We start from the raw sequence: 26,251 nt of genomic DNA on the forward strand, positions 1-26,251 counted from the left end.
GGCGGAGCTCATCGGGCCGCGCGTTGCGCGGACCCGTTGGCCTAATCCACCCTACAAATCTACCTCACGCCATCGCGCGCTGCGGCAGCAATTCCGCGATCTGGATCGCGTTCAGCGCGGCTCCCTTCAGAAGCTGGTCCGCCGACACGAACATCGAGATCGAATGACCTGAGGGATCGCTGAGGTCCTTGCGGATGCGGCCGGCCAGGACGTCGTCCTGGCCGGAAGCATCGACCGGCATCGGGAAGTAATTGCCGGCGCGATCATCGACGATCTTGACGCCGGGGGCACGCGCCAGGATCGCGCGCACCTCGTCCTCGGTGATCGGCCGTTCGCATTCGAAGGTGATCGCCTCGCAATGGGCGCGCAGTACCGGCACGCGGACGCAGGTGACGCCGACGGCGATCCGCTCGTCCTCGAAGATCTTCCGGGTTTCCTTGATGACCTTGCTCTCCTCGTCGTTGTAGCCGGTCTCGGGGTCGATGGCGGTGTTGTGGCTGAACAGGTTGAAGGCGTAGGGGTGCGGCATCACCTTGGGCGTAAAAACCTGTCCGTTGAGGCTTGCCCGCGTCGATTCCACCAGCTCTTCCATGGCGGCGGCGCCGGCGCCGCTGGCGGCCTGGTAGGTCGAGATGATCAGGCGCTTGATGCGGTTGTTCTGGTGGATCGGCCATAGCGGCACCAGCGCGGTAATCGCGGCGCAGTTCGGATTGGCGATGATGCCCTTGTGATCCCGGATGCGGTTTCCATTCACCTCGGGGATGACAAGCGGCACGTTCGGGTCCATCCGGAACGCCGAGGAATTGTCGACCACGACGGCGCCGGCCTTGACGGCGATCGGCGCGAACTTGCGCGAGATACCGCCGCCGGCCGAGAACAGCGCGATATCGACGCCGTCGAAGGAGCGCTCGGTGAGCTCCTCGATCACGATCTTCTCGCCGCGGAAATCGACGGTCTTGCCGGCCGAGCGCGCGCTCGCCAGCGCCTTCAGCCTGCCGACGCGGAATCCGCGCTTGTCCATGGTGGCGATGAATTCGGCACCGACGGCGCCGGTCACGCCGGCAATGGCAACAACGGGATCGTGGGTCACTTTGGTCTCCATTCTGATGTCATGCTGCAGGCAATAAAAAAGCCCCGGTCCTTTTCAGGCGGGGCGCTTCGGTTCAGTTGATGCGATCGTTCGACTACGCGCGCACGCCTCCGAAGGCCCCAGAGGGCGCTTTGGTTTTCAGGGTGCTTTTGGTCTGAAACGTCATGGCGCGGACTTATGCGGCAGGCCGGCGCCGCCGTCAACGGGTTTTGGGCGGAAAATCTACCCGAACGAGGTTGAACAGGGCAGCCCTGTCACGCCATAAGCTCCCACATGACTGTTCCCAACCATTTTGAGCTTCTTGGTACTAATGGTGCGGCTCGCACCGGAAAGCTGACCACGCCGCATGGCGTGGTGCGGACGCCGGCCTTCATGCCGGTCGGCACCGCGGGCGCGATGAAGGGCCTGCATTGGCGCGAGGTGCGCGATGCCGGCGCCGATATCGTGCTCGGCAATACCTATCATCTGATGCTGCGGCCCGGCGCCGAGCGGATCGCAACACTCGGCGGCTTGCAGAAATTCACCGGCTGGAACGGACCGATGCTGACGGATTCCGGCGGCTTCCAGGTGATGTCGCTGTCGGAGTTGCGCAAGGTCAGCGAAAAGGCCGTGACCTTCCGTTCGCATATCGACGGCGCCAAGGTCGAATTGTCGCCGGAGCGCTCGATCGAGGTGCAGCGGCTGCTGGGTTCGGATATTGCGATGCAGATGGACGAATGCGTACGGCTGCCGGCCGACCGCGCCGACATCGAACGCGCGATGCAGTTGTCGCTGCGCTGGGCCGAGCGCAGCAAGCGCGCCTTTGAAAGTGCGCCTGACGGCTACATGTTGTTCGGAATCGTGCAGGGCGGCGACGTTCCCGAATTGCGCCGCGCCAGCGCCCGCAGCCTGGTCGAGATCGGTTTCCATGGCTATGCGATCGGCGGGCTCGCGGTCGGTGAACCCCAGGCGGTGATGCTGGCGATGATCGAAGAGACCGCGCCGGTGTTGCCGCAGGACCGCCCGCGCTATCTGATGGGCGTCGGCACGCCGGAAGACCTGCTGGAGGCGGTGGCGCGCGGCATCGACATGTTCGACTGCGTGATGCCGACACGGAACGGCCGTCACGGTATGGCGTTCACGCGGTTCGGCCAGATCAACCTTCGCAACGCGCGCCATGCCGACGATCCGCGGCCGCTCGACGAGGCGAGCGCCTGGCCGTCCGCGCGCGATTATTCGCGCGCCTATCTGCACCATCTGGTCAGGTCGGGCGAGACGCTGGGCGCGATGCTGCTGTCGGACATCAACGTCGCGTACTACCAGCAACTGATGCTGGGCATGCGCGATGCGATTGCCGCCGGTACATTTGAGGAATTCAAAAAACAAACGCGCGCCGGTTGGGCGCGCGGTGATATCGCTGCGAGATAAGTCTCAGTTGCAGGCGAATCTCTTGACCGAATGCTTGGTCACAAAACCGTAACCGCAGGTATCGCAGGTCCAGAGATAGCTGATGATGTAGTCTTGGAGGTAGGCGGAAGCCTCCGCGGCCACCATGGAGTCGCAGCACACAGGGCAGGTCGGTAAATCACACCCACGCGGATCGGGCCGAGTCGCGATGGTCGACAGGATTTCAGCAACTGCTGGCATCGTGACCTCCTTGCGATCTGAACCTCAATTGGACTTACGACCAAAGCATACTGCGATTAGTTTGACGATGTCGCAACACAAATGCGTTTGTTTTACGATATTTAGCTCACGGTTTGTTTTGCAACGCAGCGAATTTTTGATGGCGCCGTTTCGCGCTTGCGTCGGGGTGCGGGCACCTCCTAAGTAGGGAACCGCCGCCAGTTGTTGGCAAAACATCGCCAAAGGAGTCTGTGATGGATGCAGCGTTAGCCGTTGGTGCAGTGCACCGTCCCGGTCGGGGCCGGGTTTTCGACTCCATCGTCGACGCCGTCGGCGACACGCCGATTGTGCGCTTGCGCAAGCTGCCGCAGGCGCACGGCGTAAGTGCAACCATCCTGGCCAAGCTCGAATATTTCAATCCCGCCGCGAGCGTCAAAGACCGCATCGGGGCGGCGATGGTGATCGCGATGGAAAAGGCCGGCGTGATCAACGCCGACACCGTGCTGATCGAACCGACTTCCGGCAATACCGGCATTGCGCTGGCCTTTGTCGCGGCCTCGCGCGGCTACCGGTTGAAGCTGGTGATGCCGGAATCGATGTCGATCGAGCGGCGCAAGATGCTGGCCTTCCTCGGCGCCGAGATCGTGCTGACGCCGGCAGCGCAAGGCATGAAGGGCTCGATCGCGACCGCCGAGGAACTGGTACGGACGACGCCGAACGCCGTGATGCCGCAGCAGTTCAAGAACCTCGCCAATCCCGAAGTGCACCGCCGCACCACGGCGGAAGAGATATGGAACGACACCGGCGGCAACATCGACTTCTTCGTGGCCGGCGTTGGCACCGGCGGCACCATCACCGGCGTTGGCCAGGTGCTCAAACCGCGCAAGCCGAGCCTTCGGGTGGTCGCGGTCGAGCCGGAGGAAAGCCCGGTGCTGTCGGGCGGCCAGCATACGCCGCACAAGATCCAGGGCATCGGCGCCGGCTTCATTCCCGATATTCTGGATCGCTCCGTGATCGACGAGATCGTCAAGATCAACAGCGTGACCGCGATCGAGACCTCGCGCGCGCTGGCGCGCAACGAGGGCATCCCGGGCGGCATTTCCTCGGGCGCTGCGATCGCGGCCGCGCTTGAGATCGGCAAGCGTCCGGAAAACGCCGGCAAGACCATCCTCGCCATCGTGCCGTCATTCTCGGAACGCTATCTATCGACAGTACTGTTTGAAGGAATCTAGCGATGGCCGACCAGCCGAGGCGACCGAGAACCCTGAACGACGCGCGGAGCGAAGCCGAAGCGGCGTTCAAGCGCACCACGACCAAGGTGGTTGAAGCGCCGGCGAAGCCTGCCGCGCTTCCCGGCGTGAAGGAGCTGGTTTCGCTGCGCATCGATCAGGATGTGCTGGAGTTCTTCCAGGAAGGCGGTTCGGGCTGGCAAGATCGCATCAACGAGGCGCTGCGCAAGGCTGCCGGAAAGTAGGCCGCCGCACCGACGCGCCATGGCTGATCGAATGGCTGGTCGAAATACCGCTGACTGAAATCTCTCTCAATCCGAAATGAAAAAGCCCGGAAAATGATCCGGGCTTTTTGCAGTGCTGTGCAGCGGCTTAGCGGAGTATTCCGCCCACCACACCGCCGATGAAGCGTCCGGCTCCGGCAGGGTCTCCGCCGCCGCTGCGATAATGACCGCCGCCGCCACCACCTCCGCCGCTCGGACGGCGACGGGCGGGGCGATCGCCGTCATCTCTGGAGCTTGCCGACTGCGTCGTCGGGACGATTTCCGTCAGCAAGGCCTTGTGCTGCAGCTTGTTGAGGAAGCCGGACGCGGGATAGCCGCGGGCGGCCTGCCAGCGCGTGATCACGGCGCGGGTCTGTTCGTCGAACTTGCCGGTCACCTTGGTGTCGAAGCCAAGCCCGGTCAGGCGACGCTGCACGTCGCGGCGCTGTCCCTTGTCGAGGCCGATCTGGTCCTCGGTGACCTGGTTGGACGCTTCGCTGAACGTCGCGGGATCGACGCCGGTGGTCAGGTTGCGGGTCGTCGTGCTCGCGCCGTTCTCCAGCGCCGCAATTCGCGACAGCGCCAGCGGCTTGAATTGACCGTTCGGATAGTTGGTAAGGTAGGCGTTGAGTTCCTCCACCTTGTTGGAGTCCTTGATCGAGCGCCAGAACTCGAGCTCGACATCGGATCCCGGCGCGGAAGCAACGGCGACCGGCGTCGCTGCCGGCGCGGCCCCGTTCGCAGTGGCGGGTGCGGGCGCGCCGTTCAGATAGACCGAGCCGATCAGGTTGGTGTGACCCCAGGGCAGTTGGCCCTTGTTGGTCTCCTCATTGACCTGGGCGCGGACCTTGGTCATCGCCTGCTGGATCTCGACGCCCGGGGTCGCAATGTTGGCGATCAGCGCGCGCGTGAACGGGCTGTTGGTGCCTTCCTGGCCGTCGAGGGCGGTCTGGCCCGGACCGGTCGCGAACGCGATCAGGGTGCCTTCACCGGACTTCATCTCGGCAAGGCCGGTCTGCACCGACACGCTGCGGGTGGCCGAATTCGACTTGATCTTGGCGGCGAACGGATTGTCGCGGCAGGCATCGAGGAACACCAGCTTGACCTTGGCATCGCTCATGGTCTGGTCGAGCGTGAGGTCGATGTTGATGGCGGCGCCGAGCTTGACGTCCATTTCCGATTTGATGTCGGCGTCGATGGGCAGCAGATAATTGGTGCCGCTGATGGCGATGCCATGACCGGCATAGAAGAAGACGGCGACGTCGGCGCCTTGCGCCTTCTTGCCGAAGTCCAAAAGCTTCTCCGTCATCTTGTCGCGGGTGAGGTTGGTGCCTTCGACGACCTCGAAGCCGACATTGCGCAACACGCCGGCCATGGCCTTGGCATCGACCGGCGGGTTCGGAAGCTGGGCGACGTTCTTGTAGGCGCCGTTGCCGACCACGAAGGCGACGCGCCGTTCGGCGTTCGCGGCACCGGCGGAAAGCATCATGCAGAGCAGGGAAAAAATGAGGGTCGGGTAGCGCATCTGAAATCCCCAGGCAGAATCGAAAAAATTGGCGGCAACGCTGCGCCGAGATTACACGAAAAAGCCGCACTTCGCGCGGCAAAAACGCCGCGCAAATCCAGGGAACAATCCGTTACCGCCAACGTGCGCGCGGCGGGGAGGCTATCGCACGTGCCTGGCTCCGCGCGTGATCCAGATTACAGCCGGCCGCCGGAATACCGCAATCAGGTTCTGGCAGCAGCTGGAACAGGACGGGCCGGTTTCAGGTTCAACAGGTTGCCGGTCAGGATCAGGGCGGCGCCGAGCACGGTGAAGATGTCGAGCCGCTCCGAATAGATCAGCCAGCCCGCCGCAGCCGTCAGCGGAACCCGCAGGAAGTCCATCGGCACGACGACGGTGGCATCGGCGTACTGCATCGCCCTGGCGAGGAAGTAGTGGGAAAACGTGCCGCAGACGGCGATCACGACGACGTAGCCCCAGGTGTGGGCTGACGGCCAGGTCCAGACGTAGAGCGCCGGCAGCAATCCCGCGGCCGACTGCACCACCAGCATCCAGAAGATCACCGCCAGTGCGCTTTCGGTGCGGGTGAGCGACTTCAGCATGGCCATGGAAATCCCGAACCCGACGGCGGCGCCGAGCGCGATCAACTGACCGGGATTGATCGCGCCCATGGCGGGGCGGACGATCACGACGACGCCAACCACGCCGAGCACGATCGCGGCAATCTTCCAGGCCGTCATCCGCTCGCCGAGAAAACTCGCGGCCAGGATCGCGGTCCAGATCGGCATCGTGAATTCGATCGCCACCACCTGGCCGATCGGAATCAGCGTCAGTGCGAAGAACCAGCCGAGCTGCGCGCTGTAGTGAATGAGGTTGCGCGCGGCATGCTGGGGAAACCGCGCCGTTTTCACCACGGCAAAACCGCCTTGCGCAAGGATCAGCGGACAGAGCATCAGCAGTCCCAGCACCGATCGCATCTCCATGAGCTGAAACACGTTCAGTTCACGCATGGCCTCGCGGCCGGCGACGGTCAGGACCAGCATCAGGGACAGCCAGCAGGCCATCCACATCGCAGCCTTCAGTTTGGAGGGGGTTCGGGTCATGCGGGGAGGGCGATTGGCCTAGTTGGCGGCGGGGACGCCGGTATCGGCGAGCGCGCGCCGAATTGCAACGCGCAAATCTGCTGACGCAGCGATGCTGCCGACAACCATTTCACGGTGGGAGACAGCAGCCGATCGGTGCTATGGGGGACGCATAACGTTGTTCGTCATTCCGGGTCACGCGAAGCGTGAACCTCAGGGGTGCAATTGCACCCCTGGGAATCTCGAGATTCCGGGTTCGCTTCGCGCCCCGGAATGACGGAAGAGAAAAAACGGGGAGAATCTGATGCGTATCCTGCAACCGGCGGAATGGTCGAAACCGCGCGGCTTTTCACATGGCGTCGAGATCGACGGGCCCGGCAAATGGATCGTGCTGGCCGGCCAGACCGGCGGCGACGAGAAGGGCGAGTATGCGCCCGACATGGCCGCCCAGGTCGGCACCGCGCTGAAGCGGATCATGAAGCTGCTCGCCGAGGCCGGCGCCGGCCCTGAAAACATCGTCCGCCTGACCTGGTATCTGACCAGCCGCAGTGAATATGAAGCCGCGGGCGCCGGCATCGGCGCGGCCTGGAAGGAGACCCTGGGGCGGAATTTCCCGCCGTCGACGCTGCTCTATATCGGCGGGCTGGTCGACGAGCGCGCCAAGGTCGAAATCGAGGTTACCGCCTACGTTCCCAAGGGATAGCAGGGGATAGCAAGGGATAGCAGAAGGCGTAAAAGGCGCCGGACACTCGCGTCGGTTCGACGCGTCGGAACAAGACAAAAGGAAATGACCGCCAATGACCAATCGTGCGACATCCGCAGACTTCGTGACGGCCTTCGCGACGGGCTGGCCGGAAGCGCAGCCGGAGATCATGGTGCTTTCGCTGACCACGCATAAGGGCGTGCAGGATTTTGCCTTCAACAAGGAGCAGGCCTTGTTGATCGCGAAGACCATCAAGGAGACCGCGGCGAAGCTGGCGAAGCCCAAAACCAGCTAACGACCAGTTAGCCGGCTAGCCCAGCGAATTGATGATTTCCCGATAGGCGGCTTCGGGAAACGCCTTCAGCGTGCGCGTCCGGACGTTTCCCAGCATTCCCAGCTGCAGGCTGAAACGTGCCGCAATAGCGTCGTCCGGAGCTTCGAAGATCACGACCATGTCATAGTCACCCATGGTCAGGTAGAAGGATTTGATCTCGCCGCTCATATCTTTGAGGGCTTTCTTCGCAACGTCCAGACGACGTGGCGAGTCCTTCGCGTTCAGGATGCCCTGCTCGGTCCAGTTTGCAAGCATGACGTAGGTAGTCATAGCTGCTCTCCTTTAAGTTCGAGGCAACGGTAGCTACGTCGTCGGCGCGAAAAATATGATCCGGAGCAGATGCGTGTACTCGGACTCGAACACCATGATCGCGACGAACACCAACACCAGTACCGGCGGTAGCAGGATCGCGTAGGCCAGGGCCAGCCGCTCCCAGGCCATGTGCATGAAGACAGCAACGATCAGGCCGGCCTTCAACACCATGAACAGCAGGATCAGCGACCATCTGAGATAGCCATGGAGGCCAAAGTAATCGACGAGATAGGAGCAGGTGCTGAGAACGAACAACCATCCCCAAACCACGAGATAAAGCTTGATCGGATGCTGTTGGCCCTTTGTCTGCGTCGTTCCCGGTGCGAGTGCGTCATGCACGTGAGCCTGCAGATGGTGTCCTTCCAAATGTAACGCTGCGTTTGTCATGCGGCGACCTCACCAGAGATAGAACAGCGCAAAGATGAATACCCACACCAGATCGACGAAATGCCAGTACAGGCCGGTGATCTCGACGATCTCGTATTGCCCTTTCCGGCTCGTGAAAAAACCGCGCCTTTCGACATCGAAGTCTCCCCGCCAGACCTTTCGCGCAATGGCGATCAGGAAGATCACGCCGATCGTCACGTGAGTGCCGTGGAAACCGGTGATCATGAAGAAGGTTGATCCAAACTGCGCGGCACCCCAAGGGTTGCCCCAGGGGCGGACGCCCTCCATGATCAGCTTGGTCCATTCGAACGCCTGCATCCCGACGAAGGTTGCGCCGAATGCCGCGGTCGCCAGCATCAAGGCGGCAGTTTTGGCGCGATCGCGGCGGTAACCGAAATTGACGGCCATCGCCATCGTCCCGCTGCTGCTGATCAGGATGAAGGTCATGATGGCGATCAGGATGAGCGGGATTTTCTTGTCTCCGATCGTGAGGGCGAAGACTTCGCTAGGATTGGGCCACGGCACGGTCGTGGACATCCGCGCCGTCATGTACGACAGCAGGAAACAGCTAAAGATGAAGGTGTCGCTGAGGAGGAAGATCCACATCATGGCCTTGCCCCACGAGACATTCTTGAACGCGCGCTGATCCGAGGACCAGTCGGCGGCAATGCCTCGCCAGCCCGCAGGCCGCGCGATCGATGTTGCGGTGTCCGTCAACGTGGTCTCTGCCATTGCGTCCCGACCCTCCCTAGCTGAGCAACTGGCGACAGATATCGACGAAATTGTCGGTCCAGCCCGTCAGCAGGCCGAGCAGGACCAACCAGACCAGCAGCAGGAAATGCCAGTAGATGGCACAGAGTTCCACGCTCAGGCGCAGTTGGGTCACCGCGACGCCACGCCATACTTTGGCAGTGGTTCTGCCGAGCGCGACCAGACCGCCCATCAGGTGCATCCCGTGCACCGCCGTGATCAGGTAGAAGAACGAATTGGCGGGGTTGGACGCGAGAAAATACCCGGCAACGCTCAGCTCGCGCCACGCCAGCAGCTGCCCAATCAGGAATATGATGGCAGATGCTCCGCCGGCGCACAGACCCATGATGACGCCGTCGATATCGCTCCGGCGCGCGGCCATGTACGCCCATTGCAGCGCCACACTGCTCAGGACCAGCACGGCCGTGTTGAACCACAGCAGTCTCGGCAGCGGCAGCGCCCGCCAGTCCACCATGTTCATGCGCATGGAGTAAGCGCTGATGAACAGCGCGAACAACGAACCGACGACCGCGAGAAACACGCCCAATCCGATTTTCGCCGGCGGCAGGGACGACGGGCTCTGTTCGCGAAAATCGGCGATCAGCCCTTCCTCCAGCCAGGGCTTGGCTGTCAGCCGTTGCTGCGAGAGCCACCAGCCCGCGATTGCCGCTATTCCCGCCATGAACAGGATGATGGCGCTCATGGGGGAGATCCCTGCGCCGACAATCCAGCCGGCGGTTCATTTTGCGGCACAAAATCCGTGGCGGCGCCGGGGACGCTGTAATCGTAGGCCCAGCGATAGACGATCGGGAGGTCCTTGCCCCAGTTGCCATGCCCCGGCGGGGTCTCCGGAGTTTGCCATTCCAGCGACGCGGCTCCCCAGGGATTGCCGCCGGCCTCTTTTCCCTTGAACAGGCTCCAGATCAGATTGAACAGGAATACGAGCTGGGCAAAGCCGACAATCAAGGCCGCTATGCTCATGAACGCATTGAGGTCATGCGCGGATGCCGGGATGAAGGCCGTTTCGCCGATGTCGTGATATCGGCGGGGCATGCCCAACAGGCCCAGATAGTGCATTGGGAAGAAGACCGCATAGGCGCCAAGGAACGAAACCCAGAAGTGGAATCGTCCGAGCGTCTCGTTGAGCATCCGTCCGGTGACTTTCGGATACCAGTGATAGATCCCGCCAAACACGGCCATGATCGGCGCAATGCCCATCACCATATGAAAGTGGGCGACAACGAACATCGTGTCGGACAGCGGAACGTCCACGACCACGTTGCCAAGAAACAGGCCGGTCAGGCCGCCGTTGACGAAGGTGATGATGAACGCCAGCGCGAACAGCATCGGGATGGTGAGATGAATATCGCCGCGCCACAGGGTCAGCACCCAGTTGTAAACCTTGATCGCGGTCGGGATGGCGATGATGAGCGTCGTGGTGGCGAAGAAGAACCCGAAGTAGGGGTTCATGCCGCTCACATACATGTGGTGCGCCCACACGACGAAGCTGAGCGCGCCGATTGCCACGATGGCCCAGACCATCATGCGATAGCCGAAGATGTTCTTCCGCGCGTGGACGCTGATCAGGTCGGAAATGATGCCGAAGGCCGGCAAGGCGACGATGTAGACTTCGGGATGGCCGAAGAACCAGAACAGGTGCTGGAACAGGATCGGGCTGCCACCGCCATATTTCGTCAGCGTGCCCATCTCGACCAGCGTGGGCATGAAGAAGCTGGTTCCCAAAAGCCGGTCGAGCAGCAGCATCACCGAGGCGACGAACAGTGCCGGGAAGGCCAGCAGCGCCATGACGGTAGCCGTGAAGATGCCCCACACCGTTAAGGGCAAGCGCATCAACGTCATGCCGCGGGTGCGCGCCTGCAGCACCGTCACCACGTAATTGAGCCCGCCCATGGTGAAGCCGATGATGAACAGGATCAGGGAGGCCAGCATGAGGATGATGCCCCAATCCTGCCCGGGCGTACCGGAGAGAATCGCCTGCGGCGGGTACAGCGTCCAGCCGGCGCCGGTGGGCCCGCCGGGCACGAAAAAGGTCGAGGCCAGCACCACGACCGCGAGCAGGTAGACCCAGTAGCTCAGCATGTTCACATAGGGGAATACCATGTCCCGGGCGCCGACCATCAGCGGGATAAGGTAGTTGCCAAAACCTCCCAGAAACAGCGCGGTGAGAAGGTAGATCACCATGATCATGCCGTGCATGGTGATAAACTGGAGATACTGGTTCGGATCGATGAATGAAAACGTGCCGGGGAATCCGAGTTGCAGCCGCATCAGCCATGACAGCACCAGCGCAACCATTCCAATGGACATCGCCGTGATCGAGTACTGGATGGCGATAACCTTGGCGTCCTGCGAAAAGACGTACCTCGTCCACCAGCTTCTCGGATGATAGAGGTCGACCTCAGCCACTTCTGCCGGCGGAATGCCAGTTACTGTGTCAAACGGGACATCGACCATCGGAACACCCTCCTTGGTCTCTCTTCGGTCTTTCTCGTCAGCGAGGCGTTCGCCCTCTGCTATGCGGCGCTCCTCGCCGATATTTTCATTCGCTCTTTGCCTTATAAGCCGCTTTCGCGACGCTGCGCTGCCCGGAAAGCTCGGCGAAGGTGTGCTGCTTCTCCAGCCACGCGTGATAGTCTTTCTCTTCCTCTACGACGACCTTGCTCCGCATCTGCGCGTGGGCGGCACCGCAGAGTTCCGCGCAGAGAACGTCGAATGTTCCGGTGCGCGTCGGCGTGAACCAGTAATATGTGACCGAGCCCGGTATCATATCCATCTTCGCTCGAAACTCGGGCACGTAGAAATCATGCAGGACGTCAATCGAGCGGAGTAACACCTTCACCGATTTTCCAAGCGGCAGGTGCAGATCGTCATTTTGAATGACGATGTCGTCCTGTCCGGCGGGATCGTTGGGATTCAATCCCATGGGATTGTCGGAACTGACATCGCGGGCATCGGAAGTTCCGAGCCGGCCGTCCTTTCCGGGAAGCCGATAGCTCCATTGCCACTGCTGTCCCATCACCTCGACCTCGGTCGCATCGGCCGGAACTGTGACGAACTGGTGCCAGACAACCAGACCGGGCGCCAGCATGGCCGCGACGCCGATTGCGGTGCCGACGCTGAGCCACCATTCGAGCTTCTTGTTTTCGGGATTGTAGGCTGCCCGCCTTCCTTCCGTGTGTCGAAACCGGAAGACGCAATAGGCCATGAATGCGACGACCGCGAAGAAAACCGCCCCGGTGATCCAGAATGTCAGGGTGATCGTGTCGTCGATGTAGCCCCAATTGGAGGCGAGCGGGGTCCACCACCACGGGCTGAAAATGTGAAACAGCACCGAGGCGACCGCAACCAAAAGCAGTATGAGTGCTACAGCCATCCCTCATTCATCCTTGCCATCAAAGGCTGCGGATACGAATCAAAGGGCGGGGCTCGCGTCGGTTACGACGGCGGACTTTACTTTCGCCAACGTCGGGCCTCTCGCCTCGCCCATTCGACCGGTCGCGACGTCAAAGCTTGACTTAGAGAACAGGTAACGACCGTTCATTCCAGGAGCTAGGGGCGCGTTCACCACTTTAAGATGGTCCCCGTCGCGCCTTGCGTCAATAGCTCATAAGGAGCTTATGTCACGCCGCTGTCCGGTGGGAGTGTGCGCCATCCGACGAGCATCCGTCCACACCAGCCGCCTGGTGATGCAACGCAACAAACGATGTGCGCAGGCGCACAATTCACCCAACCGTGAGCGCCATCTTGCTTCTATCGCATATCGCGCTAATTTCACTGTACCGGTCGCGACAGGTGTCGTCCGGCAAAGCTCCTTCATGTTGAACCTGATTTGCCGGACTCAGTCGCGATTTTCGCGCATGAGGCGGATGTGCGTGTTTTGAGGGCGCTCCGTTCCCCTGCGATCAGAAGCAAGGAGACCGGAGCCATGACCACAGTATTCGCAAGGCCCAAACTGCAAGTGTTTGGCGTTTCTACCGCCTTTGTCGTTCGCAAGATCGGCCTTTCCGACTTGGGCAACGCACTGCGCCTCGGCTGGGAAGACTTCAAAGCCATCCCGACCCACGCAATCGTCCTGTGCGTGATGTATCCCGTCCTCGGACTTGTCCTGTTCAGACTTGTCCTTGGCTATTCGGTACTGCCGCTGCTCTTTCCGCTCGCTGCCGGCTTTGCCCTGATCGGTCCTTTTGCCGGACTCGGCCTCTACGAACTGAGCCGCCGCCGCGAGCGCGGAGAGGAGCCAGGAGCCTGGGATGCGATGCAGGTGCTGCGTGCGCCGTCGTTCGGCGCCATGCTCGAACTTGGCATCCTCCTGCTCGTTCTGTTCGGGGTCTGGATCGGCGCCGCGGACGCGATCTACATTGCAACCTTCGGCTATGCTCCGGCTGCGAACATCCCTGATTTCGCAGAGCGGGTGCTGACGACGCCTGAAGGCTGGACCCTCATCATCGTCGGATGCGGCGTCGGTTTCCTCTTCGCGGTAGTGGCCCTGTGCATCAGCGTTGTCTCGTTTCCGTTGATGCTCGACCGGCATGCGACCGCGATCGATGCAATCCGGACGTCGCTGCGGGCGGTGAGGGAGAATCCATTTCCGATGGCCGTGTGGGGTCTCGTTGTTGCGGTACTGCTGGCGATCGGTTCGCTACCGTTCTTCGTCGGTCTCTGCGTCGTTCTGCCGGTGCTCGGTCATGCCACCTGGCATCTTTATCGGAAGCTGGTGGAGCCTGACCCGAATCCCCCGGAAGAACAGCCGCGACCGCCGATAGGTCACCGCTATGCCGCAGATTTCCCGGCCTCACTCTTCCCGTGGAGTCACGAGCGCTAGTCTGACGCCAGGCTCAGGCCATACCCAAAACGGTCATCGCCCGCCTTGTGCGCAATTGCGCACCGGAGCGGGCGATCCGGTATTCCAGAGAGGTTACAGCTTGAAACGAAGGCAGCCTATTTCGACAGCGTAATATCGGCGCCCCTGAACTGGCTATCGGCCCGCATCGTGACCACCTGCCTGTTGCCGGTGGTCCGCAGCGAAATGTTGGCATTGAAGCCAGCCGTCACGGCGACAACCTGGAAGTTGCCGCCACCGCCGCGGCCCTGGAGAACGCCGCTGATGCCGCGGCCGGACTCGCTCCAGCTGCCCGAGACCGCGCCGCCCTCGTCGACGACATCGGCCGTCAGGTTGAATCGGTAGGCGTCGCTGGCGCAGGTGAGGCCCATGGCCATTCTGACGCCCGCGACCTGATAGGACGCCCGGCAACGGATGCGCTCGCGCGAACCGTCATCGAGGGTGACGGTGCCGCCGCCGGACCAGTTACCGGCAAGACCCGCGAATGGACCCGATTGGGCGTAGCTCGCCGACGCTGACGCCAAAAAAAAAGCGACGGCTGCGAATGTCAGCCGCCGCGTTTGGGCGAATAGTCCCGCCGATCGGTTTTTCTTACTGACGGGATGCTTCCCATCGACCGCTGCACGGTACGCCAGCTGATGCGCCATTCCACTTCCCCGATCCGGAGTTGCCACTGAGTTGACCGTTCGCATATGCACCATTGATCGAGACTCGCACAAGTCCTCCGCTGCCGACGCTGCCGGAAACCGGGCCGCCCGAGATTTTGCCGTCGCTGACGTTCACGGTTGAAGTGGTCTGCGCATCGCAACTTCCGCTTTTGGTGACAACGGTCACCTGCCAAAGGCCGTCATAGGGCTGCTGGGCGGAAACGGGGGCGGCCGCAATGGTAACGGCGGAGGCAGTGACTGAAGCAAAAATTAGGTCGCGAATGCGATTGGGGCGCATAGGTTCAAGTCCTCGAAATATGTGTGTGATGGCGAGCCTTATCCGGGCACAATGTGTTTAAACTTTGGTGCGTCGCAACAAGGCAGAAAGTTCCTGTGAAGTCAAACACATCAAGGTGAATTTGGTTCCGGCCGGGAACCGGGAAATTAACCCTGTTGAGCCCAATTCAGGGTCCGAATCGGACGGTTCGCCGCTTTTCAGTGCTTGGCGGCGACCAGGGCCGGCGCCCTGGTGGCGAATTGCTCGTCCTGGGGTTTCGCCGGCAGGCTTTTGTGGGTCTTGGCGTGGTCGATGACGTCGCCGAGCAGCTTGTAGCCGAGCGGCGCCAAGGCACGCTCCCACAGCTCCCGCGCGGTTTCGCCCTTCTTGACGAAGACCCACTCCTGGGCGGCGATCGCGCCGGCATCCATGCGGTCGGCGAGGTGATAGACGGTACCGCCGGCGATCGGATCGCCTTCCTTGATGGTCCACTCGACCGCGGCGAGGCCGCGGTGACGCGGCAGCAGCGAGGGGTGATAGCCGATGCCGCCGAGCCTGGCGGCCGCCAGCGCTTCCCGGGTCACGCGGGCGTGGCTGTGGGCGGTGACGATCAAATCGGTATTGGGCGCAATTTCGGCGGCGACCACGAATTTCGGGTCGGCCTGCACGACGACCTCGATGCCGGCGGTCTTGGCCGCGGCAACCAGCCGGTCGTCACGGTCGTGAACGACAACACGCACGATATTGATCCCGTGCTGGCGCAGCATGTTGAAGGTCGTCACGCCGAAGTGGCGCGAACCGACAAGAGTAATCAGCATCTGTTCTGTCCGTCGTTAGTCAGGCCGATATGCGGATAGCACACCCCGGCCGCCTGTCCCGCCGCACGGCCGGGGCGCGCGGGGTTATCAACAGGACGGGCCGGCGGGCCGTCCCAGGCGCGGCTAGCCCTTGCTGACGCAGCTCGGGTAGGGCGCGGCCTCGCCGGGCACGATCGGACAGAGCCGGATCGGCTGCAGCTGGCGCAGCCGCTCCAGCCATTTCGCCTCGTCGATGACAGGCTTGCCGGAGGCAGGCGTGCGTTCGGCCCATTGCAGCGTGTAGTAGTCGGCGCTGCCTTTGACGACGACGATAATCGCGGTTTCGCTGTGCTTGTCGGGAGCGGCTTCGACACTGCCGCAGCTTGCCAGCGCGACATAGCCGTCCTGGTCGCCGAATTTGGCCGGACCCAATCCCTTGGCTACGAACGTGTCAGGGCAGGCGCTGCCAGCGAGCAAGACGGGCTCCGCCAGCGTAAAGGAGATCACATCGCAATGGTGTCAGGCCAGGATGCGGAGCTCGGGTCTGGCAAAGGCCTTGTTGGAATCCCGAGCCGGCGACGTGCGCTGCGCCTGGAGCCTATCGAGGTGCGCCTTGAGATCGGCGCTGCACTGCTTCATCTGGTTGCGCAGCTCGCGACGGGCAAAAGCGGTGAGGGAGGGATCGCCGAGCCGCCGCCACGCGGTGCGCAGCCATTCCTGCAAGGCTCTGATATCGCGATCTCGGATATCGCGATCGAAGATCTCGGGCTGGTTCATTCCGCCAAAATCCCAAAGCGTGATGGTGCGTCGAGTAGGTCTGATTCCCGCGCCAACGCCTACTCCGATAAAAGACGGAGACCGGCCTTCAGATGAGGGAACGCGCGCCATACATCCTTGTTGCACCTTGAGCCCATGGAGAGAGCCCGGATGTCCCGCACCTCGACGCTTGTCGGCGCCATCGCCGTCTCGCTGGCGCTCGCCGTTCCGATCGCGCCCAACGCCTTCGCACAGTTGGTCCCACCCGCCGGCTCGGCGGGTGCCGGCAATTCGGCGATCTCCGGCGTGCCGTTCGGCCCCGCCAATCCCAGCGTGCTTTCCGACCCCAGCGGCATCGGCAACGCCGCAAGAATGCCGCCGCTCGGCACCAACGCGCCGGCCCCACCGACTTCCTACGGCGCGCTCACGTCGTCGCCGCCACAGCTTTCGCGGTCGCGCGTCGTGACGCCCTATGTGAGTGACTCACCGCGGTTCAGTGCCCGAAACGTCGAGTCCCGAAAGCCACCTGTCCGCCGCCGCGAGCGGGCGCAGACCAGTAGCTTTACGGGGATTTGCCGGGGCTGCTGAGCGTCGCGCTCCGATTCAGCTGTAGCTACCTCGTGCATGAAATGAAGACGCTTCTTTAAGTCTCTGGTGTTTCTATCAAAGCGACCGCTCCGCCGCGCGGTCGGACAGCCGGGTGCGGCGCCTTCACCTACCCCAGGGCGACCAGCGCTCGGCTGTTCTTTAAAAGTGGGCGTGCAGAGCGTTTTCGAGCGACGCCGGTTCGCGTCAGGAAAACGCGTCAAAACAAAAAGAGTAGAGCCCGGTTCTGATTCAATCAGAACCGATAAGGCTCTAAACTTCGCGGTCCTCAAACCCGTATTCGCGGTAGATGGCGCCCCGGTCTCCGTTCGGAAACAGGCGGCACTTGGCCTGGGCCAGATGCAGGTTGAAGGTTCCAGGCTGGCATTTGGCGGCCAGCATTTTTCGGATGTCGTCCATCTGCTGGCGGGACTGCTGGGTCGGTTCAAGCTGCTCGAGTGCGACCAGCGCCGTTGCCAACGCTTCCGTGACGACCCATTCGTCGTGGCCGGTAATTCCCTTTTTCGGCATGAGGACCCCGCATTGTGTCAGCTCAGCTTCGGAACAGCCCCTGAACACCATTATAGGTCCAAACCGCCGTTCGTCACGGCCGGACTGCAAAGCGAGCCAACTATTCAAATCCCGGCACGGCAACGCTTGGCGCGAAGCGATGCTGACGATGCGCTCAGAGATCCTTGCGCAGATCGCGCACCGCCATGATCGAGCCGGGCGGGCGGGCTGAACCCGGCGGCGTCGGCGTGATCGTCGCGCCGGCACGGGAGACCGCGTCTACGGACCGCACTCCAACGTTACCGTCAGGGATTTGCTCCGCCGAAACGAACACGAAGATCATTCCGGCAACGCCGAGCGCCGCCAGGGCCGCGGTTATGGCGGCGGGCAGCCAGGCCATGGATGGCCGATATTCGTTGGAGGTCACGTTTGCTTCCTGCGCTCTTCGCTTTTGCGAGATAGGCATGCGCGGCGCTGCAAACCAGTTTCAAACCGATCACCCGCGATCAATACCCGATCACCGGTTGGTGACGATGATGGTGAAAGTTGGTGATCGGCACGTCGCTCAAACGGATCGGCGGACGCGATGCGATGGCGCGCCTCTATCGTCCCGGGATCGGCATCAGCCCGGCCTTGGAGATCACCGGGACGGCCTCCGGGGACGCGAGGAAGCGGAGCAGGGCTGAGGCCGCCTCGGGTTGCTGTACCGTCTGGGTGAGGACGCCCGCGAAGGAAAACCCCGGCTGCACCTCGGCCGGCAGCGCGCCGGCGAAGGTGATGCCGGGAACGTGAATCAATTCGGCCACCTGCTGGAAGCCGATCTCGGCCTCGCCACGCGCCACCACCGCGGCTACCGGCTCGCCGGACGGCGGGCCGCGTATCTTCCGGCTCTTGCCGGCGATCTCCTCGGCAATGCCGAGCTGGGCGAAAAGCTTGGTCGACAGATAGGTGCCGCTGCCGCTGTCCGAATAGGCAATCGACTTGGCCGCCAGTAGCGTGCGCCTGAGCGCCTCGACGCTGCCGATGTCGGGCTTGGCGGCGCCCGCCTGTACCACCATCCCGATCAGCGAGCGCGCCAGCTCGGTCTTGCTGGAGGCCTGAACCAATCCGCGCTTGCCGAGTTCGTCGGCGCCGCCGCCATCGAGGATCACGACGTCGGCCGCTTCGCCGCGCGCCAGCCGCGTCGGAATCGATTCCGGAGAGTCTCCCATCGACGGGCCGCGCGTCGTGACCAGATGGTGGCCGCTGCCGCGCTCGAACGCAGGCGCAAGTTCGGAATAGACGCCGTGGAAGCCGGCCGAGATCATGACGTGGATGTCGGCGGCGGAGGCGGGGCTTACCGCGAGCAGGGCGGTCACGCCAAGCGCGACTAGAAGGCGGGCGAGCGAATGCGGCGTCACGGGATTCTCCTGGCGCGGTGATGGAGCGGGCGCACGACTGCGTCTGATGTGATCAAAAACACCGCGACGAATTGCAGTCCCCACTTCGCTCAGAATGTTCGCGCTCGTCTATGTGGCGAGGTTGGCTACCTACGGCATCGCGCGGGTGCCGGGCGAGGGCGATTGTCTGGAATCATTCTAGCTGCCGATGGCTCACTTTCTTTTTATTCTAATTCTAATGTGGAGCGATTCCAAACAGTCGCTTTGATTATGACTGCCCAGAAATCTTGCAACGATGTTAGGTGCGTCCGCATGTCGCGGAGGGGACAAGTCTCCGCGGATTTGGGGGGACCATGTCGTCGCAACGATTTTCACATTTTCCGGTTTCAACACTGCGATGGGATAACCGCTCGCGGCGTCAAGTGCTGCTCGTCTCAACGGCATTAGCGATCTCAAGTTGTAGCAGTGCCTGGGCGGCGGACGGCGACGCCAACGAGGCGCTCTTGAATAAATTGGAAAGGATGGAGCGGCGGATTCAAATGCTTGAGGGGAAGCTCAAGGAGAAGGACGCCATCGCTCAGGCTTCGTCCGCAATGCGGCCTCAAGCCTCACCCGAGGTCAAGTCGACGGCACCGCCGCGCGCGGCAAGAGCCGAAGCCTCGATCGCCGCATCGTCCCCTCCACCGGCAATACGAGCGGGGACCACAAAAGTGGAGCCGTCTGACGCGGCACCATCTCCGACCCCGACAGCACCGCCAAATAACGGCATTCTCGGACTTGCCGATTCACCCGTTGCCGGTCTCAGCATCGGCGCGTATGGCGAAATCAAGTTCGGCGCCATGCAAAATAGTGCAGCCAACGGCCAGTGGCAGAACGGCTTCGATGCACATCGGCTCGTGCTGTTGCCGACCTATGCGATCACTCCCAACATTATCTTCAATGCCGAGATCGAGTTTGAGCACGCGGGTTCGGGGTTCGATTCGGACGACAAGCTGCACGGCACCGCGGAGATCGAGCAAATCTGGGTTGATTTCAAGATTATCGATCAATTCAACTGGCGCGCGCCCGGTATCGATCTCGTGCCGATCGGCTATATCAACCAGCACCATGAGCCGACACAATTCTACAGCGTCAATCGGCCAGAACTCTACAACGGCCTCATTCCTTCGACGTTCAAGGCCGGAGCGAGCAGCGTCTACGGCACAATTGCGGACGGTCTCAGCTACCAGATTCAGGTCAGTTCCAGTATCGAGGACTTCGGCGGCGACTTCGGCGTGCGCACCGACGCGAAGACCGTTCCGCCATTCCCGACCGGTTATGCGGCGGGTATCAGCGGCCTCGACGGGCTGGCCCTCTCGCGGCCGGTACGCGGCGACTTTCAACAACTCAATAATACGCTTGCCTATGCAGGGAAACTTGATTTTGCGCCGGCGTTTCTGCCTGGCTTTGCAGGAAGCGTGAGCGCCTACTACAGTCCGAACGTGACCCCGCGCGGAGCCTACGCCGATACGGGTGAATTGCTCGGACCTACCAGCGTTGGAATATTCGACGCCGAGTTTCGCTATCGTGTGCCCCAAACCGGCCTTGAACTGCGTGGCGAGTACGTTCACGTCAATTTCAGCCGTCCGGAAAACCTGCGCGCCAACAACGACACCGACCCCTTCAACAATGTCGGCAAATCGATGTACGGCTATTCCGGCGAGATCGCTTACCACATGCCGCTCGGGACCATTTTGAACAGCGACTGGGAGGCCGTACCGTTCTATCGGTACACTTACGAGAACCTGCAGACTGGCGGGTTCGCCGGAACCGATGCAAATACGCCAACCGGGCTCGGCCAACGCCAATTTCACACCGCGGGCCTTGCAATCTTCCCGTCACCCAAATTGGTGCTAAAGGCAACTTATCAAAGGGTGATCGACAAGAGCATTACCGGCGCCCTGTCGGACTCGTTTCTTGGAGGCGTCGGGTTTTTCTTCTGATCCCGGCCAAAACATGTCTGAGAGTACTGCGGAATCATTGGCGATCGGCCCCTCTGCGATTGACGAAGGGCAACGGGAGACAGATGAACTATGACGGCATGGATTCGATATATACTGCCAACTGCGGCGATCATGTCGACCGTTTCTCCTGCCTACTCGGTACAATACCTTTCGATCGAGGAGGCGCAGAAACAGGCATTTCCGTCGGCACGATTTGTCGAGGTCCAGCCCGGCCGGGTCTGGAAAGCCGAGTCCGGTGGACGGACTGTCGGCTTTTTCGTGTTCGACCGGGTGATCGGCAAGCACCTGTTTATCGACTATGCCGTGGCGTTGACGCCCGGCGGGGCCGTCCACAGCGTCGAAATTCTGCAATATCGGGAGTCCTACGGCGGCGAAATCAGGAGTCCGAGCTGGCTGGCACAGTTCGTTGGCAAGACCAGCGGCAGTGCGCTCAAGGTCAACAGCGACATCCGCAATATCGCCGGCGCGACCCTGTCTTCGATGCATGTCGCCGAGGGCGTCAAGAGAGTACTCGCAGTCTATGGTAGCCGCCTCCGATAAAATTCGCCGCGCGCGACCGCTGCTCGGTACCTTCGTGGAAATCGAGGTGGCGGGAGCGGCCAGATCCGAGATGGATGCCGCTGTTGATGCGGCATTCGAGACCGTGGCGAGTGTTCACCGGTTGATGAGCTTTCACGAGCCAGACAGCGACGTAAGCCGCATCAACCGCGAAGCCTGTCTTCGACCGACCTGGGTTAACGCCGCGACGTTTGAGGTTCTGAAAGCCGCGGTTGAGATGCACCGCCGCTCCAACGGTGTTTTCGATATTGCCGTCGCACCGACATTACAGGCCATCGGATTGCTGCCACCGTCGGACGACGGTATGCCAATCTCAGCCGGGCAACGATCATCCAACGCGATCGAACTGCTCCCGGGTCAAACCGTCTGGTTTCGACATCACGATATCCGGATTGATCTCGGAGGAATTGCGAAGGGATTCGCGGTCGACCGCGCGCTGGAGACGCTGCGCCTTTTCAAAATGCCGGCCGGCATCGTCAACGCTGGCGGCGATCTAGCCGTGTTCGGACAGTACGCCCAAACGATCCATATTCGCCATCCGCGCGATCCAGGCCGCTCGATCGCCCGTGTTGAGGTCACCGATGAGGCGCTGGCATCGACGGCCCGCCGCTTCGATCTGATTCAGTCGACGGAAACTGCAGCTTCGGCCATCATAGATCCGGGCACCCGCAGGCCAGCCCACACCGTCGATGGCGCTACGGTGCGCGCGTCCAGCTGCATGGTGGCCGACGCCCTGACGAAAATTGTCATGATTTCAGGGACTGACGCAATTGGATTGCTTGAGCACTACAACGCAAGCGCGCTACTGATTTCGATGGACGGCGACGTTCACATCACCCCTGACTGGCATCACGCAGTACATGTTGCGGCTTAAATCTTCATTCCGCTATTCGATCTATGCCGCTTTCGCGGCCCTGTTCCTGACGGGAACCGGTTGGCTCGTGGCGGATTGGGAAAAAAACCTTTCCAGCGACGATATCTGGCAGCAGAGCGCAGCTTACCTGCTGATGGTCCATGGCGGGGCCGCCATGGCGACGTTGTTGTTGTTGGGCGCTCTGATACCGGTGCACCTGCTGCGCTCATGGCGAAGCGGCAATAATCGCGTCTCGGGATCGGTGATGGTCACGCTCAATGTGGTTTTGATAGTGACGGCCTTCGGGCTGTACTATTTGGGGTCGGAGACAGTGCGCCCCGGGATGAGCTGGATACATATCGTTGTTGGGGTGTGTATGCCCGTATTATTTGCGCTTCATATCTTTCTGGGGCGGCGGCGTTTAAAGTAGCTCCTGTGGATGACGCAGGCTTTGGAAAAATCGCAAGGTATCCGCCGGAAATCCTGCCGGTGGATACCAGCTACGTCGAAGGCTCGCTTGGACAATGCCGAATTGAGGTCGTTCAAGCCACATCCACCGAGGAGGGCGGGCTCAATCACACACCTGGACTCGGCGGTACATCCAATCGTATCCATCCCAATAGCGCTCGCGAACAAACCGGCAGACCGGTTCTTCGACGTAGACCGGCGCTGGCGCATAATAAACCGGTGGCGGAGGAGCGGGCCGTGACGCCAGGGCGCCGCCGAGCAACGCGCCGCCGATAAGTCCGCCGACGACGCCGGCGGCGATCTGACCATTCTCGGCTCTTGCAGACGCCGGCAATAGAAGCGGAGCCGCAGCCAATGCGACAACCACAATCGCGGATGCGATTTTTCCCATCATGTTTTCTCCAAGCTTGCGACCGCAAATCGTTCGCGGACTCCAGGCCATCATACATCTCGCGATTAACGCTTTCTTAAGCTTGCAGGATGGCAGCAAATTGTTTTGTGCAGGAACCGTCCGTCGCTTGCGGCCGTGGTTCGTGCCGGCGGCGGCAGACGCAGGTATTGCCGATGCGGCCCACCTTGTCCCTGCGCTTCCATTGCGGGTCGCCGAGGGTGCTGGCGGCGGAGCGGCTGGCAGTAGTTGTCCGCCCTTGGCTTCGGGACAATCGGCTTTGGCGTTTGGCCAGGAGCAGGAGGTGCCGTGGGTGAGGCCGAAGGCGACGGCTGCCCTGTCACGATTCTCCAGGCGTGGGGATGGCGTGGGCACAGTGGCCACGTCGGTCAGGTCGCGCCCGCTACGATCTTGCCGTTCTGACCCGCTTCACCACGCGGTGGGCTGGCTTTGCGGCCGTTTCCGCCTGCCGGGCCTTCGGATGCTTATCGGCATATTCCTTGCCGTCGATCGGGCCGACATGCGGAGGATCGTGATCGAGATAGGGCCGTCCGACTCCAAAGTCCTTGCCGTGTTCGTCGACCCACTTCCAGAAGACCTGAGAGGACATCAATCGCTGCGCGCGCGTGGCGCCATTGATGCTCACGATGTCGGCCGCAAGCCCGTGGCCGTAGCCACCGCGGAGGCTGCCGCCGTGATAGGACCTGTCGCTGGCCGCCTTGAGGCCGCTCGCAATCGATTGACGATAGTCGTCGCGGAAGGCGCTGGTGATCCCGGGCGACATGCCGATCTCCTCGGCGACGTGAAGCATGTGAAACAGTTTTAGCTTGAAATCCCGGTCCATCCCTCCGATCACATAGTCCGCCATCGACATCCCGGCCTTTTCGGCGGCCTTGGGGTCCTTCCACCCAAAATCCTGATCGGCGCGTGTCGTGAAGGTCCGCGTGACCGTCACCCGTTTGCCCTTCCGCTTGATCGTCACTTTTCGCTGTTCTTCGATCTTGACGGTGTCCTCCTTGGGCGTGCGCTGGTAGAGCGCCCAAAGGTAACGGTCGACGCAGACATCGACGGCAAAACACTCATCGAACACTTCGATCGAACCGGCACCCTGATTGGCCGCTTTACCCTGATTGACGTCGCCGGGCTCGCGGCTCGCAACGCCGGGATTCACAGCGTTAGTGTTAGCGGCCGGCTCCGGCGGTGTTTCAGGCAGCAGCATCTCCGACGGGTCCGTCAATGAGGCCGTCACGATCGGTTCCGGCTCACGCGCAGCCGGCGCTGGCGTTGCGTCGGGCGTTACCGCCACCGTCGCCGGAATGCTGGCGAGCGACAGGTCGGAAGCAATCGACAGGTCGGAAGGCGGGGGAAAATCGGGAGTGCCGGATGCGACCGGCGGCATTCTGTCGGCGAACTTGTTGTCGGCGAACTTGATATCGGTGAACTTGGCGTCCGCGGCCAGCGAAGGCGCGAGCCGTTCAACGATGGGCGCGGCACGGGTGTTGTAGACGGCCGCAAAACTGGACGTGCCGATCCACGCAAGTACCAGAGCCGGTATCGCGGCCTCCCGGCACACCACGGCCAACGTTGCCCACCGCGGGTTCATGATCAGATCACCATCTCCAATTGGGCCGGAGTACGTGGCCGAAGCATCGAGGCGAGAGCGTAACGGGTCGGCCCGGTGATGTGCAACAGCTTGCGCAGGCGGGAATGGGTTGCGCGTCGCGGGAATCCACCGTTTCCAGAGGTTTTTGAGGACTGTTCGCTTTCTGTTCGTGACGCTTGTTCTGGCCGCACGTGTCTACAGGCAGAGGCCCAGCAGTTTTAATCGGCAGGCTTGTGGCGCCCGGGCTTTTGGTTTCGCCGCTGATGGCACGGCCTTCGCGCCGGCGGGCTTCGGCTTCTCATAGCCGCCGGCAATCACCATCGCCCAATAGGTGCGGCCGTTGGCGCTGCTCTTCGCGCTGGCAACGCCCACCCGCGCCGCATCGTGCATCAAGAGATTCTTGCGATGGCTCGAGGAGTTGATCCACTGATCCAGAGTCTTTGGGAAACTGTCGTAGCCGTATGCGATATTCTCGGCAGCCCGTCCCGCATTGGCCGGCGCCACGCGCGAGCCAAACGGTCCGAGGACGTCATGGTCCATTACGCCTTTGGAAGCCATGGCATTGGCCTGGTCCTGCGCAATCCGCCTGAGCGTGGCGTCGGATTTGACGCGCCCTTCCTGGTGCTGAACCCGAAAATCGGAAATCAACGCCGCCGGATCGGCGGGAGCTTGCGCGAGGGCGGGGAAGGAGAGACACAGCGCCAGCGCGGGCCAAAGCAGGAGCGTTGTCGCCAACCGCATTTTGCTTCCAGCTCCTGAACCGCTGCTGCCCAATCAAAATACCGACATGGCCGCGTCGAACGGCGAGGGCGGTCTAAACCAAGTCGCATGACTATGCAAAATCGGCCAGACCGGCGTCCACAATACGGCGGCTGGATGTGCCGGCATGTCGGATTAGCATAGACGAGGGCCCTGCAGCAGGCCCAAAGTAGCGCAGGCTGAATTTTGACTTCCACTCCATTGGGCCAATACGAACAGGAGAAACGCCATGCCTCTCACAATTTCGATGATCGTGCTGGGTTCGCAGCTGGTCATGCCGGTGGCGGACGGGGTACCGAAATTCGACATCGCCCGGAGCTGCAAGCTCGACATGGCCGCGACCGCCGGTCTAACGGTCGATCAATCGGGGAAGAGCTGCATCAGGGATGAGCAGAAGGCGCGGCAGCAACTGGGAAGCCAGTGGTCCAAATTCCCTGCGCCGAGCCGGGCAAGTTGTACCTCGCAGGAGAGCATTGGCGGGACGCCGAGCTATGTCAGTTTGCAAACCTGCCTTCAGATGGGGCAGTGGGCCAGATAATCGGCACAAC

Annotated in this window: 33 protein-coding genes; 12 read left to right on the forward strand and 21 right to left on the reverse strand. The window is 61.8% G+C overall.

The features are described 5' to 3' along the window. Window positions 1-64: 64 nt before the first annotated feature. The gene (locus tag FFI89_RS17055; protein ID WP_138838481.1) at window positions 65-1,102 is read right to left on the reverse strand and encodes an aspartate-semialdehyde dehydrogenase; all 1,038 of its coding nucleotides are present in this window, start codon (window positions 1,100-1,102) and stop codon (window positions 65-67) included. Window positions 1,103-1,363: 261 nt separating this feature from the next. Here FFI89_RS17055 and tgt point away from each other — a divergent pair, with 261 nt between their 5' ends. Then, complete coding sequence (tgt, locus tag FFI89_RS17060) at window positions 1,364-2,497, forward strand: tRNA guanosine(34) transglycosylase Tgt (RefSeq protein WP_138838483.1); 1,134 nt, start codon at window positions 1,364-1,366, stop codon at window positions 2,495-2,497. 3 nt (window positions 2,498-2,500) lie between these two features. Here tgt and FFI89_RS17065 read toward each other — a convergent pair whose 3' ends face one another. Further along, the gene (locus FFI89_RS17065) at window positions 2,501-2,716 is read right to left on the reverse strand and encodes a hypothetical protein (protein WP_138838485.1); all 216 of its coding nucleotides are present in this window, start codon (window positions 2,714-2,716) and stop codon (window positions 2,501-2,503) included. 233 nt (window positions 2,717-2,949) lie between these two features. On the opposite strand from FFI89_RS17065, the gene cysK reads away from it, so the two are divergent. Next, window positions 2,950-3,927: a cysteine synthase A gene (cysK, locus tag FFI89_RS17070; protein ID WP_138838487.1), complete on the forward strand. Its 978-nt coding sequence runs from the start codon at window positions 2,950-2,952 to the stop codon at window positions 3,925-3,927. A gap of 2 nt (window positions 3,928-3,929) precedes the next feature. Further along, window positions 3,930-4,169 carry a BrnA antitoxin family protein gene (locus tag FFI89_RS17075; protein ID WP_138838488.1) on the forward strand — a complete coding sequence of 80 codons (240 nt, stop codon included), beginning with the start codon at window positions 3,930-3,932 and terminating at the stop codon, window positions 4,167-4,169. Between the two features lie 127 nt (window positions 4,170-4,296). Here FFI89_RS17075 and FFI89_RS17080 read toward each other — a convergent pair whose 3' ends face one another. Together FFI89_RS17080 and FFI89_RS17085 are read right to left on the reverse strand one after the other, a co-directional pair. Continuing rightward, window positions 4,297-5,712, reverse strand: a complete 1,416-nt coding sequence (locus tag FFI89_RS17080) for a caspase family protein (protein WP_138838490.1) — start codon at window positions 5,710-5,712, stop codon at window positions 4,297-4,299. Between the two features lie 203 nt (window positions 5,713-5,915). Continuing rightward, entirely contained in the window at window positions 5,916-6,794 is an 879-nt protein-coding gene (locus FFI89_RS17085; RefSeq protein WP_138838492.1) for a DMT family transporter, read from the reverse strand. A 283-nt stretch (window positions 6,795-7,077) separates the two neighbouring features. Between FFI89_RS17085 and FFI89_RS17090 the strand changes: the two genes are divergently transcribed. After that, window positions 7,078-7,476, forward strand: a complete 399-nt coding sequence (locus FFI89_RS17090) for a RidA family protein (RefSeq protein WP_138838494.1) — start codon at window positions 7,078-7,080, stop codon at window positions 7,474-7,476. A gap of 94 nt (window positions 7,477-7,570) precedes the next feature. Then, window positions 7,571-7,771 (forward strand): hypothetical protein, encoded by a 201-nt coding sequence (locus FFI89_RS17095; protein ID WP_138838496.1) that lies wholly within the window; start codon window positions 7,571-7,573, stop codon window positions 7,769-7,771. 15 nt (window positions 7,772-7,786) lie between these two features. On the opposite strand, the gene FFI89_RS17100 is transcribed toward FFI89_RS17095, so the two are convergent. The 6 genes from FFI89_RS17100 to coxB all read right to left on the reverse strand — a co-directional run bounded on the left by FFI89_RS17100 (window position 7,787) and on the right by coxB (window position 12,653). Continuing rightward, the gene (locus tag FFI89_RS17100) at window positions 7,787-8,080 is read right to left on the reverse strand and encodes a GYD domain-containing protein (RefSeq protein WP_138838498.1); all 294 of its coding nucleotides are present in this window, start codon (window positions 8,078-8,080) and stop codon (window positions 7,787-7,789) included. 33 nt (window positions 8,081-8,113) lie between these two features. Beyond that, complete coding sequence (locus tag FFI89_RS17105) at window positions 8,114-8,509, reverse strand: cytochrome C oxidase subunit IV family protein (protein WP_168212915.1); 396 nt, start codon at window positions 8,507-8,509, stop codon at window positions 8,114-8,116. Window positions 8,510-8,518: 9 nt separating this feature from the next. After that, window positions 8,519-9,241, reverse strand: coding sequence for a heme-copper oxidase subunit III family protein (locus FFI89_RS17110; protein WP_138838500.1), 723 nt, complete (start codon window positions 9,239-9,241; stop codon window positions 8,519-8,521). 16 nt (window positions 9,242-9,257) lie between these two features. Next, window positions 9,258-9,962, reverse strand: coding sequence for a cytochrome c oxidase subunit 3 (locus FFI89_RS17115; RefSeq protein WP_138838502.1), 705 nt, complete (start codon window positions 9,960-9,962; stop codon window positions 9,258-9,260). Then, window positions 9,959-11,734 carry a cytochrome c oxidase subunit I gene (gene ctaD / locus FFI89_RS17120; RefSeq protein WP_138838504.1) on the reverse strand — a complete coding sequence of 592 codons (1,776 nt, stop codon included), beginning with the start codon at window positions 11,732-11,734 and terminating at the stop codon, window positions 9,959-9,961. Before ctaD ends, FFI89_RS17115 begins: the two co-directional genes overlap by 4 nt. An 85-nt stretch (window positions 11,735-11,819) precedes the next feature. Continuing rightward, window positions 11,820-12,653 (reverse strand): cytochrome c oxidase subunit II, encoded by an 834-nt coding sequence (gene coxB, locus FFI89_RS17125; protein WP_138838506.1) that lies wholly within the window; start codon window positions 12,651-12,653, stop codon window positions 11,820-11,822. Window positions 12,654-13,205: 552 nt separating this feature from the next. Here coxB and FFI89_RS17130 point away from each other — a divergent pair. Continuing rightward, window positions 13,206-14,102, forward strand: a complete 897-nt coding sequence (locus FFI89_RS17130; protein WP_138838508.1) for a DUF2189 domain-containing protein — start codon at window positions 13,206-13,208, stop codon at window positions 14,100-14,102. A 116-nt stretch (window positions 14,103-14,218) separates the two neighbouring features. On the opposite strand, the gene FFI89_RS17135 is transcribed toward FFI89_RS17130, so the two are convergent. The 5 genes from FFI89_RS17135 to FFI89_RS17155 form a co-directional block, all read right to left on the reverse strand. Continuing rightward, window positions 14,219-14,767, reverse strand: coding sequence for a hypothetical protein (locus tag FFI89_RS17135; protein ID WP_168212916.1), 549 nt, complete (start codon window positions 14,765-14,767; stop codon window positions 14,219-14,221). Then, window positions 14,712-15,065 (reverse strand): hypothetical protein, encoded by a 354-nt coding sequence (locus FFI89_RS34890; protein ID WP_138838512.1) that lies wholly within the window; start codon window positions 15,063-15,065, stop codon window positions 14,712-14,714. The genes FFI89_RS17135 and FFI89_RS34890 overlap by 56 nt, the downstream gene beginning before the upstream one ends. Window positions 15,066-15,262: 197 nt before the next feature. Beyond that, window positions 15,263-15,862 (reverse strand): formyltransferase family protein, encoded by a 600-nt coding sequence (locus FFI89_RS17145; RefSeq protein WP_138838514.1) that lies wholly within the window; start codon window positions 15,860-15,862, stop codon window positions 15,263-15,265. A gap of 123 nt (window positions 15,863-15,985) precedes the next feature. Then, complete coding sequence (locus FFI89_RS17150) at window positions 15,986-16,318, reverse strand: hypothetical protein (RefSeq protein WP_138838516.1); 333 nt, start codon at window positions 16,316-16,318, stop codon at window positions 15,986-15,988. Between the two features lie 42 nt (window positions 16,319-16,360). Continuing rightward, window positions 16,361-16,618, reverse strand: a complete 258-nt coding sequence (locus FFI89_RS17155) for a hypothetical protein (RefSeq protein WP_138838518.1) — start codon at window positions 16,616-16,618, stop codon at window positions 16,361-16,363. Window positions 16,619-16,768: 150 nt separating this feature from the next. Here FFI89_RS17155 and FFI89_RS17160 point away from each other — a divergent pair, with 150 nt between their 5' ends. Continuing rightward, window positions 16,769-17,185, forward strand: a complete 417-nt coding sequence (locus FFI89_RS17160) for a hypothetical protein (RefSeq protein ID WP_138838520.1) — start codon at window positions 16,769-16,771, stop codon at window positions 17,183-17,185. A gap of 270 nt (window positions 17,186-17,455) precedes the next feature. Here FFI89_RS17160 and FFI89_RS17165 read toward each other — a convergent pair whose 3' ends face one another. The 3 genes from FFI89_RS17165 to FFI89_RS17175 form a co-directional block, all read right to left on the reverse strand. Further along, on the reverse strand, window positions 17,456-17,713 hold the full coding sequence (locus FFI89_RS17165; RefSeq protein WP_138838522.1) for a hypothetical protein: 258 nt from the start codon (window positions 17,711-17,713) through the stop codon (window positions 17,456-17,458). Window positions 17,714-17,867: 154 nt separating this feature from the next. After that, window positions 17,868-18,119 (reverse strand): hypothetical protein, encoded by a 252-nt coding sequence (locus tag FFI89_RS17170; protein ID WP_138838524.1) that lies wholly within the window; start codon window positions 18,117-18,119, stop codon window positions 17,868-17,870. Window positions 18,120-18,294: 175 nt separating this feature from the next. Beyond that, window positions 18,295-19,092: a substrate-binding domain-containing protein gene (locus tag FFI89_RS17175; RefSeq protein ID WP_246669174.1), complete on the reverse strand. Its 798-nt coding sequence runs from the start codon at window positions 19,090-19,092 to the stop codon at window positions 18,295-18,297. A 332-nt stretch (window positions 19,093-19,424) separates the two neighbouring features. On the opposite strand from FFI89_RS17175, the gene FFI89_RS17180 reads away from it, so the two are divergent. The 4 genes from FFI89_RS17180 (at window position 19,425) to FFI89_RS17195 (ending at window position 22,915) form a co-directional block, all read left to right on the forward strand. Continuing rightward, entirely contained in the window at window positions 19,425-21,053 is a 1,629-nt protein-coding gene (locus FFI89_RS17180; protein WP_246669175.1) for a hypothetical protein, read from the forward strand. 132 nt (window positions 21,054-21,185) lie between these two features. Continuing rightward, the gene (locus tag FFI89_RS17185) at window positions 21,186-21,614 is read left to right on the forward strand and encodes an FMN-binding protein (protein ID WP_371721266.1); all 429 of its coding nucleotides are present in this window, start codon (window positions 21,186-21,188) and stop codon (window positions 21,612-21,614) included. Next, window positions 21,595-22,506, forward strand: a complete 912-nt coding sequence (locus FFI89_RS17190) for an FAD:protein FMN transferase (protein WP_138838528.1) — start codon at window positions 21,595-21,597, stop codon at window positions 22,504-22,506. Before FFI89_RS17185 ends, FFI89_RS17190 begins: the two co-directional genes overlap by 20 nt. Then, entirely contained in the window at window positions 22,493-22,915 is a 423-nt protein-coding gene (locus tag FFI89_RS17195) for a hypothetical protein (RefSeq protein ID WP_138838530.1), read from the forward strand. Before FFI89_RS17190 ends, FFI89_RS17195 begins: the two co-directional genes overlap by 14 nt. 141 nt (window positions 22,916-23,056) lie before the next feature. On the opposite strand, the gene FFI89_RS17200 is transcribed toward FFI89_RS17195, so the two are convergent. From FFI89_RS17200 to FFI89_RS17210, 3 genes are all read right to left on the reverse strand, one after another. Continuing rightward, window positions 23,057-23,344, reverse strand: a complete 288-nt coding sequence (locus FFI89_RS17200; RefSeq protein ID WP_138839349.1) for a hypothetical protein — start codon at window positions 23,342-23,344, stop codon at window positions 23,057-23,059. A gap of 400 nt (window positions 23,345-23,744) precedes the next feature. Next, on the reverse strand, window positions 23,745-24,944 hold the full coding sequence (locus FFI89_RS34895; protein WP_246669176.1) for a peptidase M15: 1,200 nt from the start codon (window positions 24,942-24,944) through the stop codon (window positions 23,745-23,747). A 195-nt stretch (window positions 24,945-25,139) separates the two neighbouring features. Further along, window positions 25,140-25,685, reverse strand: a complete 546-nt coding sequence (locus FFI89_RS17210; protein WP_138838532.1) for a CAP domain-containing protein — start codon at window positions 25,683-25,685, stop codon at window positions 25,140-25,142. Between the two features lie 247 nt (window positions 25,686-25,932). On the opposite strand from FFI89_RS17210, the gene FFI89_RS17215 reads away from it, so the two are divergent. Next, complete coding sequence (locus FFI89_RS17215; RefSeq protein WP_138838534.1) at window positions 25,933-26,241, forward strand: hypothetical protein; 309 nt, start codon at window positions 25,933-25,935, stop codon at window positions 26,239-26,241. Window positions 26,242-26,251: the final 10 nt, after the last annotated feature.

This window comes from Bradyrhizobium sp. KBS0727 (assembly GCF_005937885.2).
Taxonomy (GTDB): Bacteria; Pseudomonadota; Alphaproteobacteria; order Rhizobiales; family Xanthobacteraceae; genus Bradyrhizobium.

Coding starts and splice junctions, on each gene's coding strand:
- FFI89_RS17115 (WP_138838502.1), bottom strand. CDS start 9,962: ATGAGCGCCATCATCCTGTTCATGGCGGGAATAGCGGCAATCGCGGGC.
- FFI89_RS17065 (WP_138838485.1), bottom strand. CDS start 2,716: ATGCCAGCAGTTGCTGAAATCCTGTCGACCATCGCGACTCGGCCCGAT.
- FFI89_RS34890 (WP_138838512.1), bottom strand. CDS start 15,065: ATGCGCCCCAATCGCATTCGCGACCTAATTTTTGCTTCAGTCACTGCC.
- cysK (WP_138838487.1), top strand. CDS start 2,950: ATGGATGCAGCGTTAGCCGTTGGTGCAGTGCACCGTCCCGGTCGGGGC.
- FFI89_RS17055 (WP_138838481.1), bottom strand. CDS start 1,102: ATGGAGACCAAAGTGACCCACGATCCCGTTGTTGCCATTGCCGGCGTG.
- FFI89_RS17165 (WP_138838522.1), bottom strand. CDS start 17,713: ATGCCGAAAAAGGGAATTACCGGCCACGACGAATGGGTCGTCACGGAA.
- FFI89_RS17095 (WP_138838496.1), top strand. CDS start 7,571: ATGACCAATCGTGCGACATCCGCAGACTTCGTGACGGCCTTCGCGACG.
- ctaD (WP_138838504.1), bottom strand. CDS start 11,734: ATGGTCGATGTCCCGTTTGACACAGTAACTGGCATTCCGCCGGCAGAA.
- FFI89_RS17080 (WP_138838490.1), bottom strand. CDS start 5,712: ATGCGCTACCCGACCCTCATTTTTTCCCTGCTCTGCATGATGCTTTCC.
- FFI89_RS17130 (WP_138838508.1), top strand. CDS start 13,206: ATGACCACAGTATTCGCAAGGCCCAAACTGCAAGTGTTTGGCGTTTCT.
- FFI89_RS17135 (WP_168212916.1), bottom strand. CDS start 14,767: ATGGCGCATCAGCTGGCGTACCGTGCAGCGGTCGATGGGAAGCATCCC.
- FFI89_RS17210 (WP_138838532.1), bottom strand. CDS start 25,685: ATGCGGTTGGCGACAACGCTCCTGCTTTGGCCCGCGCTGGCGCTGTGT.
- FFI89_RS17075 (WP_138838488.1), top strand. CDS start 3,930: ATGGCCGACCAGCCGAGGCGACCGAGAACCCTGAACGACGCGCGGAGC.
- FFI89_RS17145 (WP_138838514.1), bottom strand. CDS start 15,862: ATGCTGATTACTCTTGTCGGTTCGCGCCACTTCGGCGTGACGACCTTC.
- FFI89_RS34895 (WP_246669176.1), bottom strand. CDS start 24,944: ATGAACCCGCGGTGGGCAACGTTGGCCGTGGTGTGCCGGGAGGCCGCG.
- coxB (WP_138838506.1), bottom strand. CDS start 12,653: ATGGCTGTAGCACTCATACTGCTTTTGGTTGCGGTCGCCTCGGTGCTG.
- FFI89_RS17085 (WP_138838492.1), bottom strand. CDS start 6,794: ATGACCCGAACCCCCTCCAAACTGAAGGCTGCGATGTGGATGGCCTGC.
- FFI89_RS17215 (WP_138838534.1), top strand. CDS start 25,933: ATGCCTCTCACAATTTCGATGATCGTGCTGGGTTCGCAGCTGGTCATG.
- FFI89_RS17180 (WP_246669175.1), top strand. CDS start 19,425: ATGTCGTCGCAACGATTTTCACATTTTCCGGTTTCAACACTGCGATGG.
- FFI89_RS17160 (WP_138838520.1), top strand. CDS start 16,769: ATGTCCCGCACCTCGACGCTTGTCGGCGCCATCGCCGTCTCGCTGGCG.
- FFI89_RS17185 (WP_371721266.1), top strand. CDS start 21,186: ATGTCGACCGTTTCTCCTGCCTACTCGGTACAATACCTTTCGATCGAG.
- FFI89_RS17155 (WP_138838518.1), bottom strand. CDS start 16,618: ATGAACCAGCCCGAGATCTTCGATCGCGATATCCGAGATCGCGATATC.
- FFI89_RS17190 (WP_138838528.1), top strand. CDS start 21,595: ATGGTAGCCGCCTCCGATAAAATTCGCCGCGCGCGACCGCTGCTCGGT.
- FFI89_RS17110 (WP_138838500.1), bottom strand. CDS start 9,241: ATGGCAGAGACCACGTTGACGGACACCGCAACATCGATCGCGCGGCCT.
- FFI89_RS17195 (WP_138838530.1), top strand. CDS start 22,493: ATGTTGCGGCTTAAATCTTCATTCCGCTATTCGATCTATGCCGCTTTC.
- FFI89_RS17090 (WP_138838494.1), top strand. CDS start 7,078: ATGCGTATCCTGCAACCGGCGGAATGGTCGAAACCGCGCGGCTTTTCA.
- tgt (WP_138838483.1), top strand. CDS start 1,364: ATGACTGTTCCCAACCATTTTGAGCTTCTTGGTACTAATGGTGCGGCT.
- FFI89_RS17100 (WP_138838498.1), bottom strand. CDS start 8,080: ATGACTACCTACGTCATGCTTGCAAACTGGACCGAGCAGGGCATCCTG.
- FFI89_RS17200 (WP_138839349.1), bottom strand. CDS start 23,344: ATGGGAAAAATCGCATCCGCGATTGTGGTTGTCGCATTGGCTGCGGCT.
- FFI89_RS17105 (WP_168212915.1), bottom strand. CDS start 8,509: ATGACAAACGCAGCGTTACATTTGGAAGGACACCATCTGCAGGCTCAC.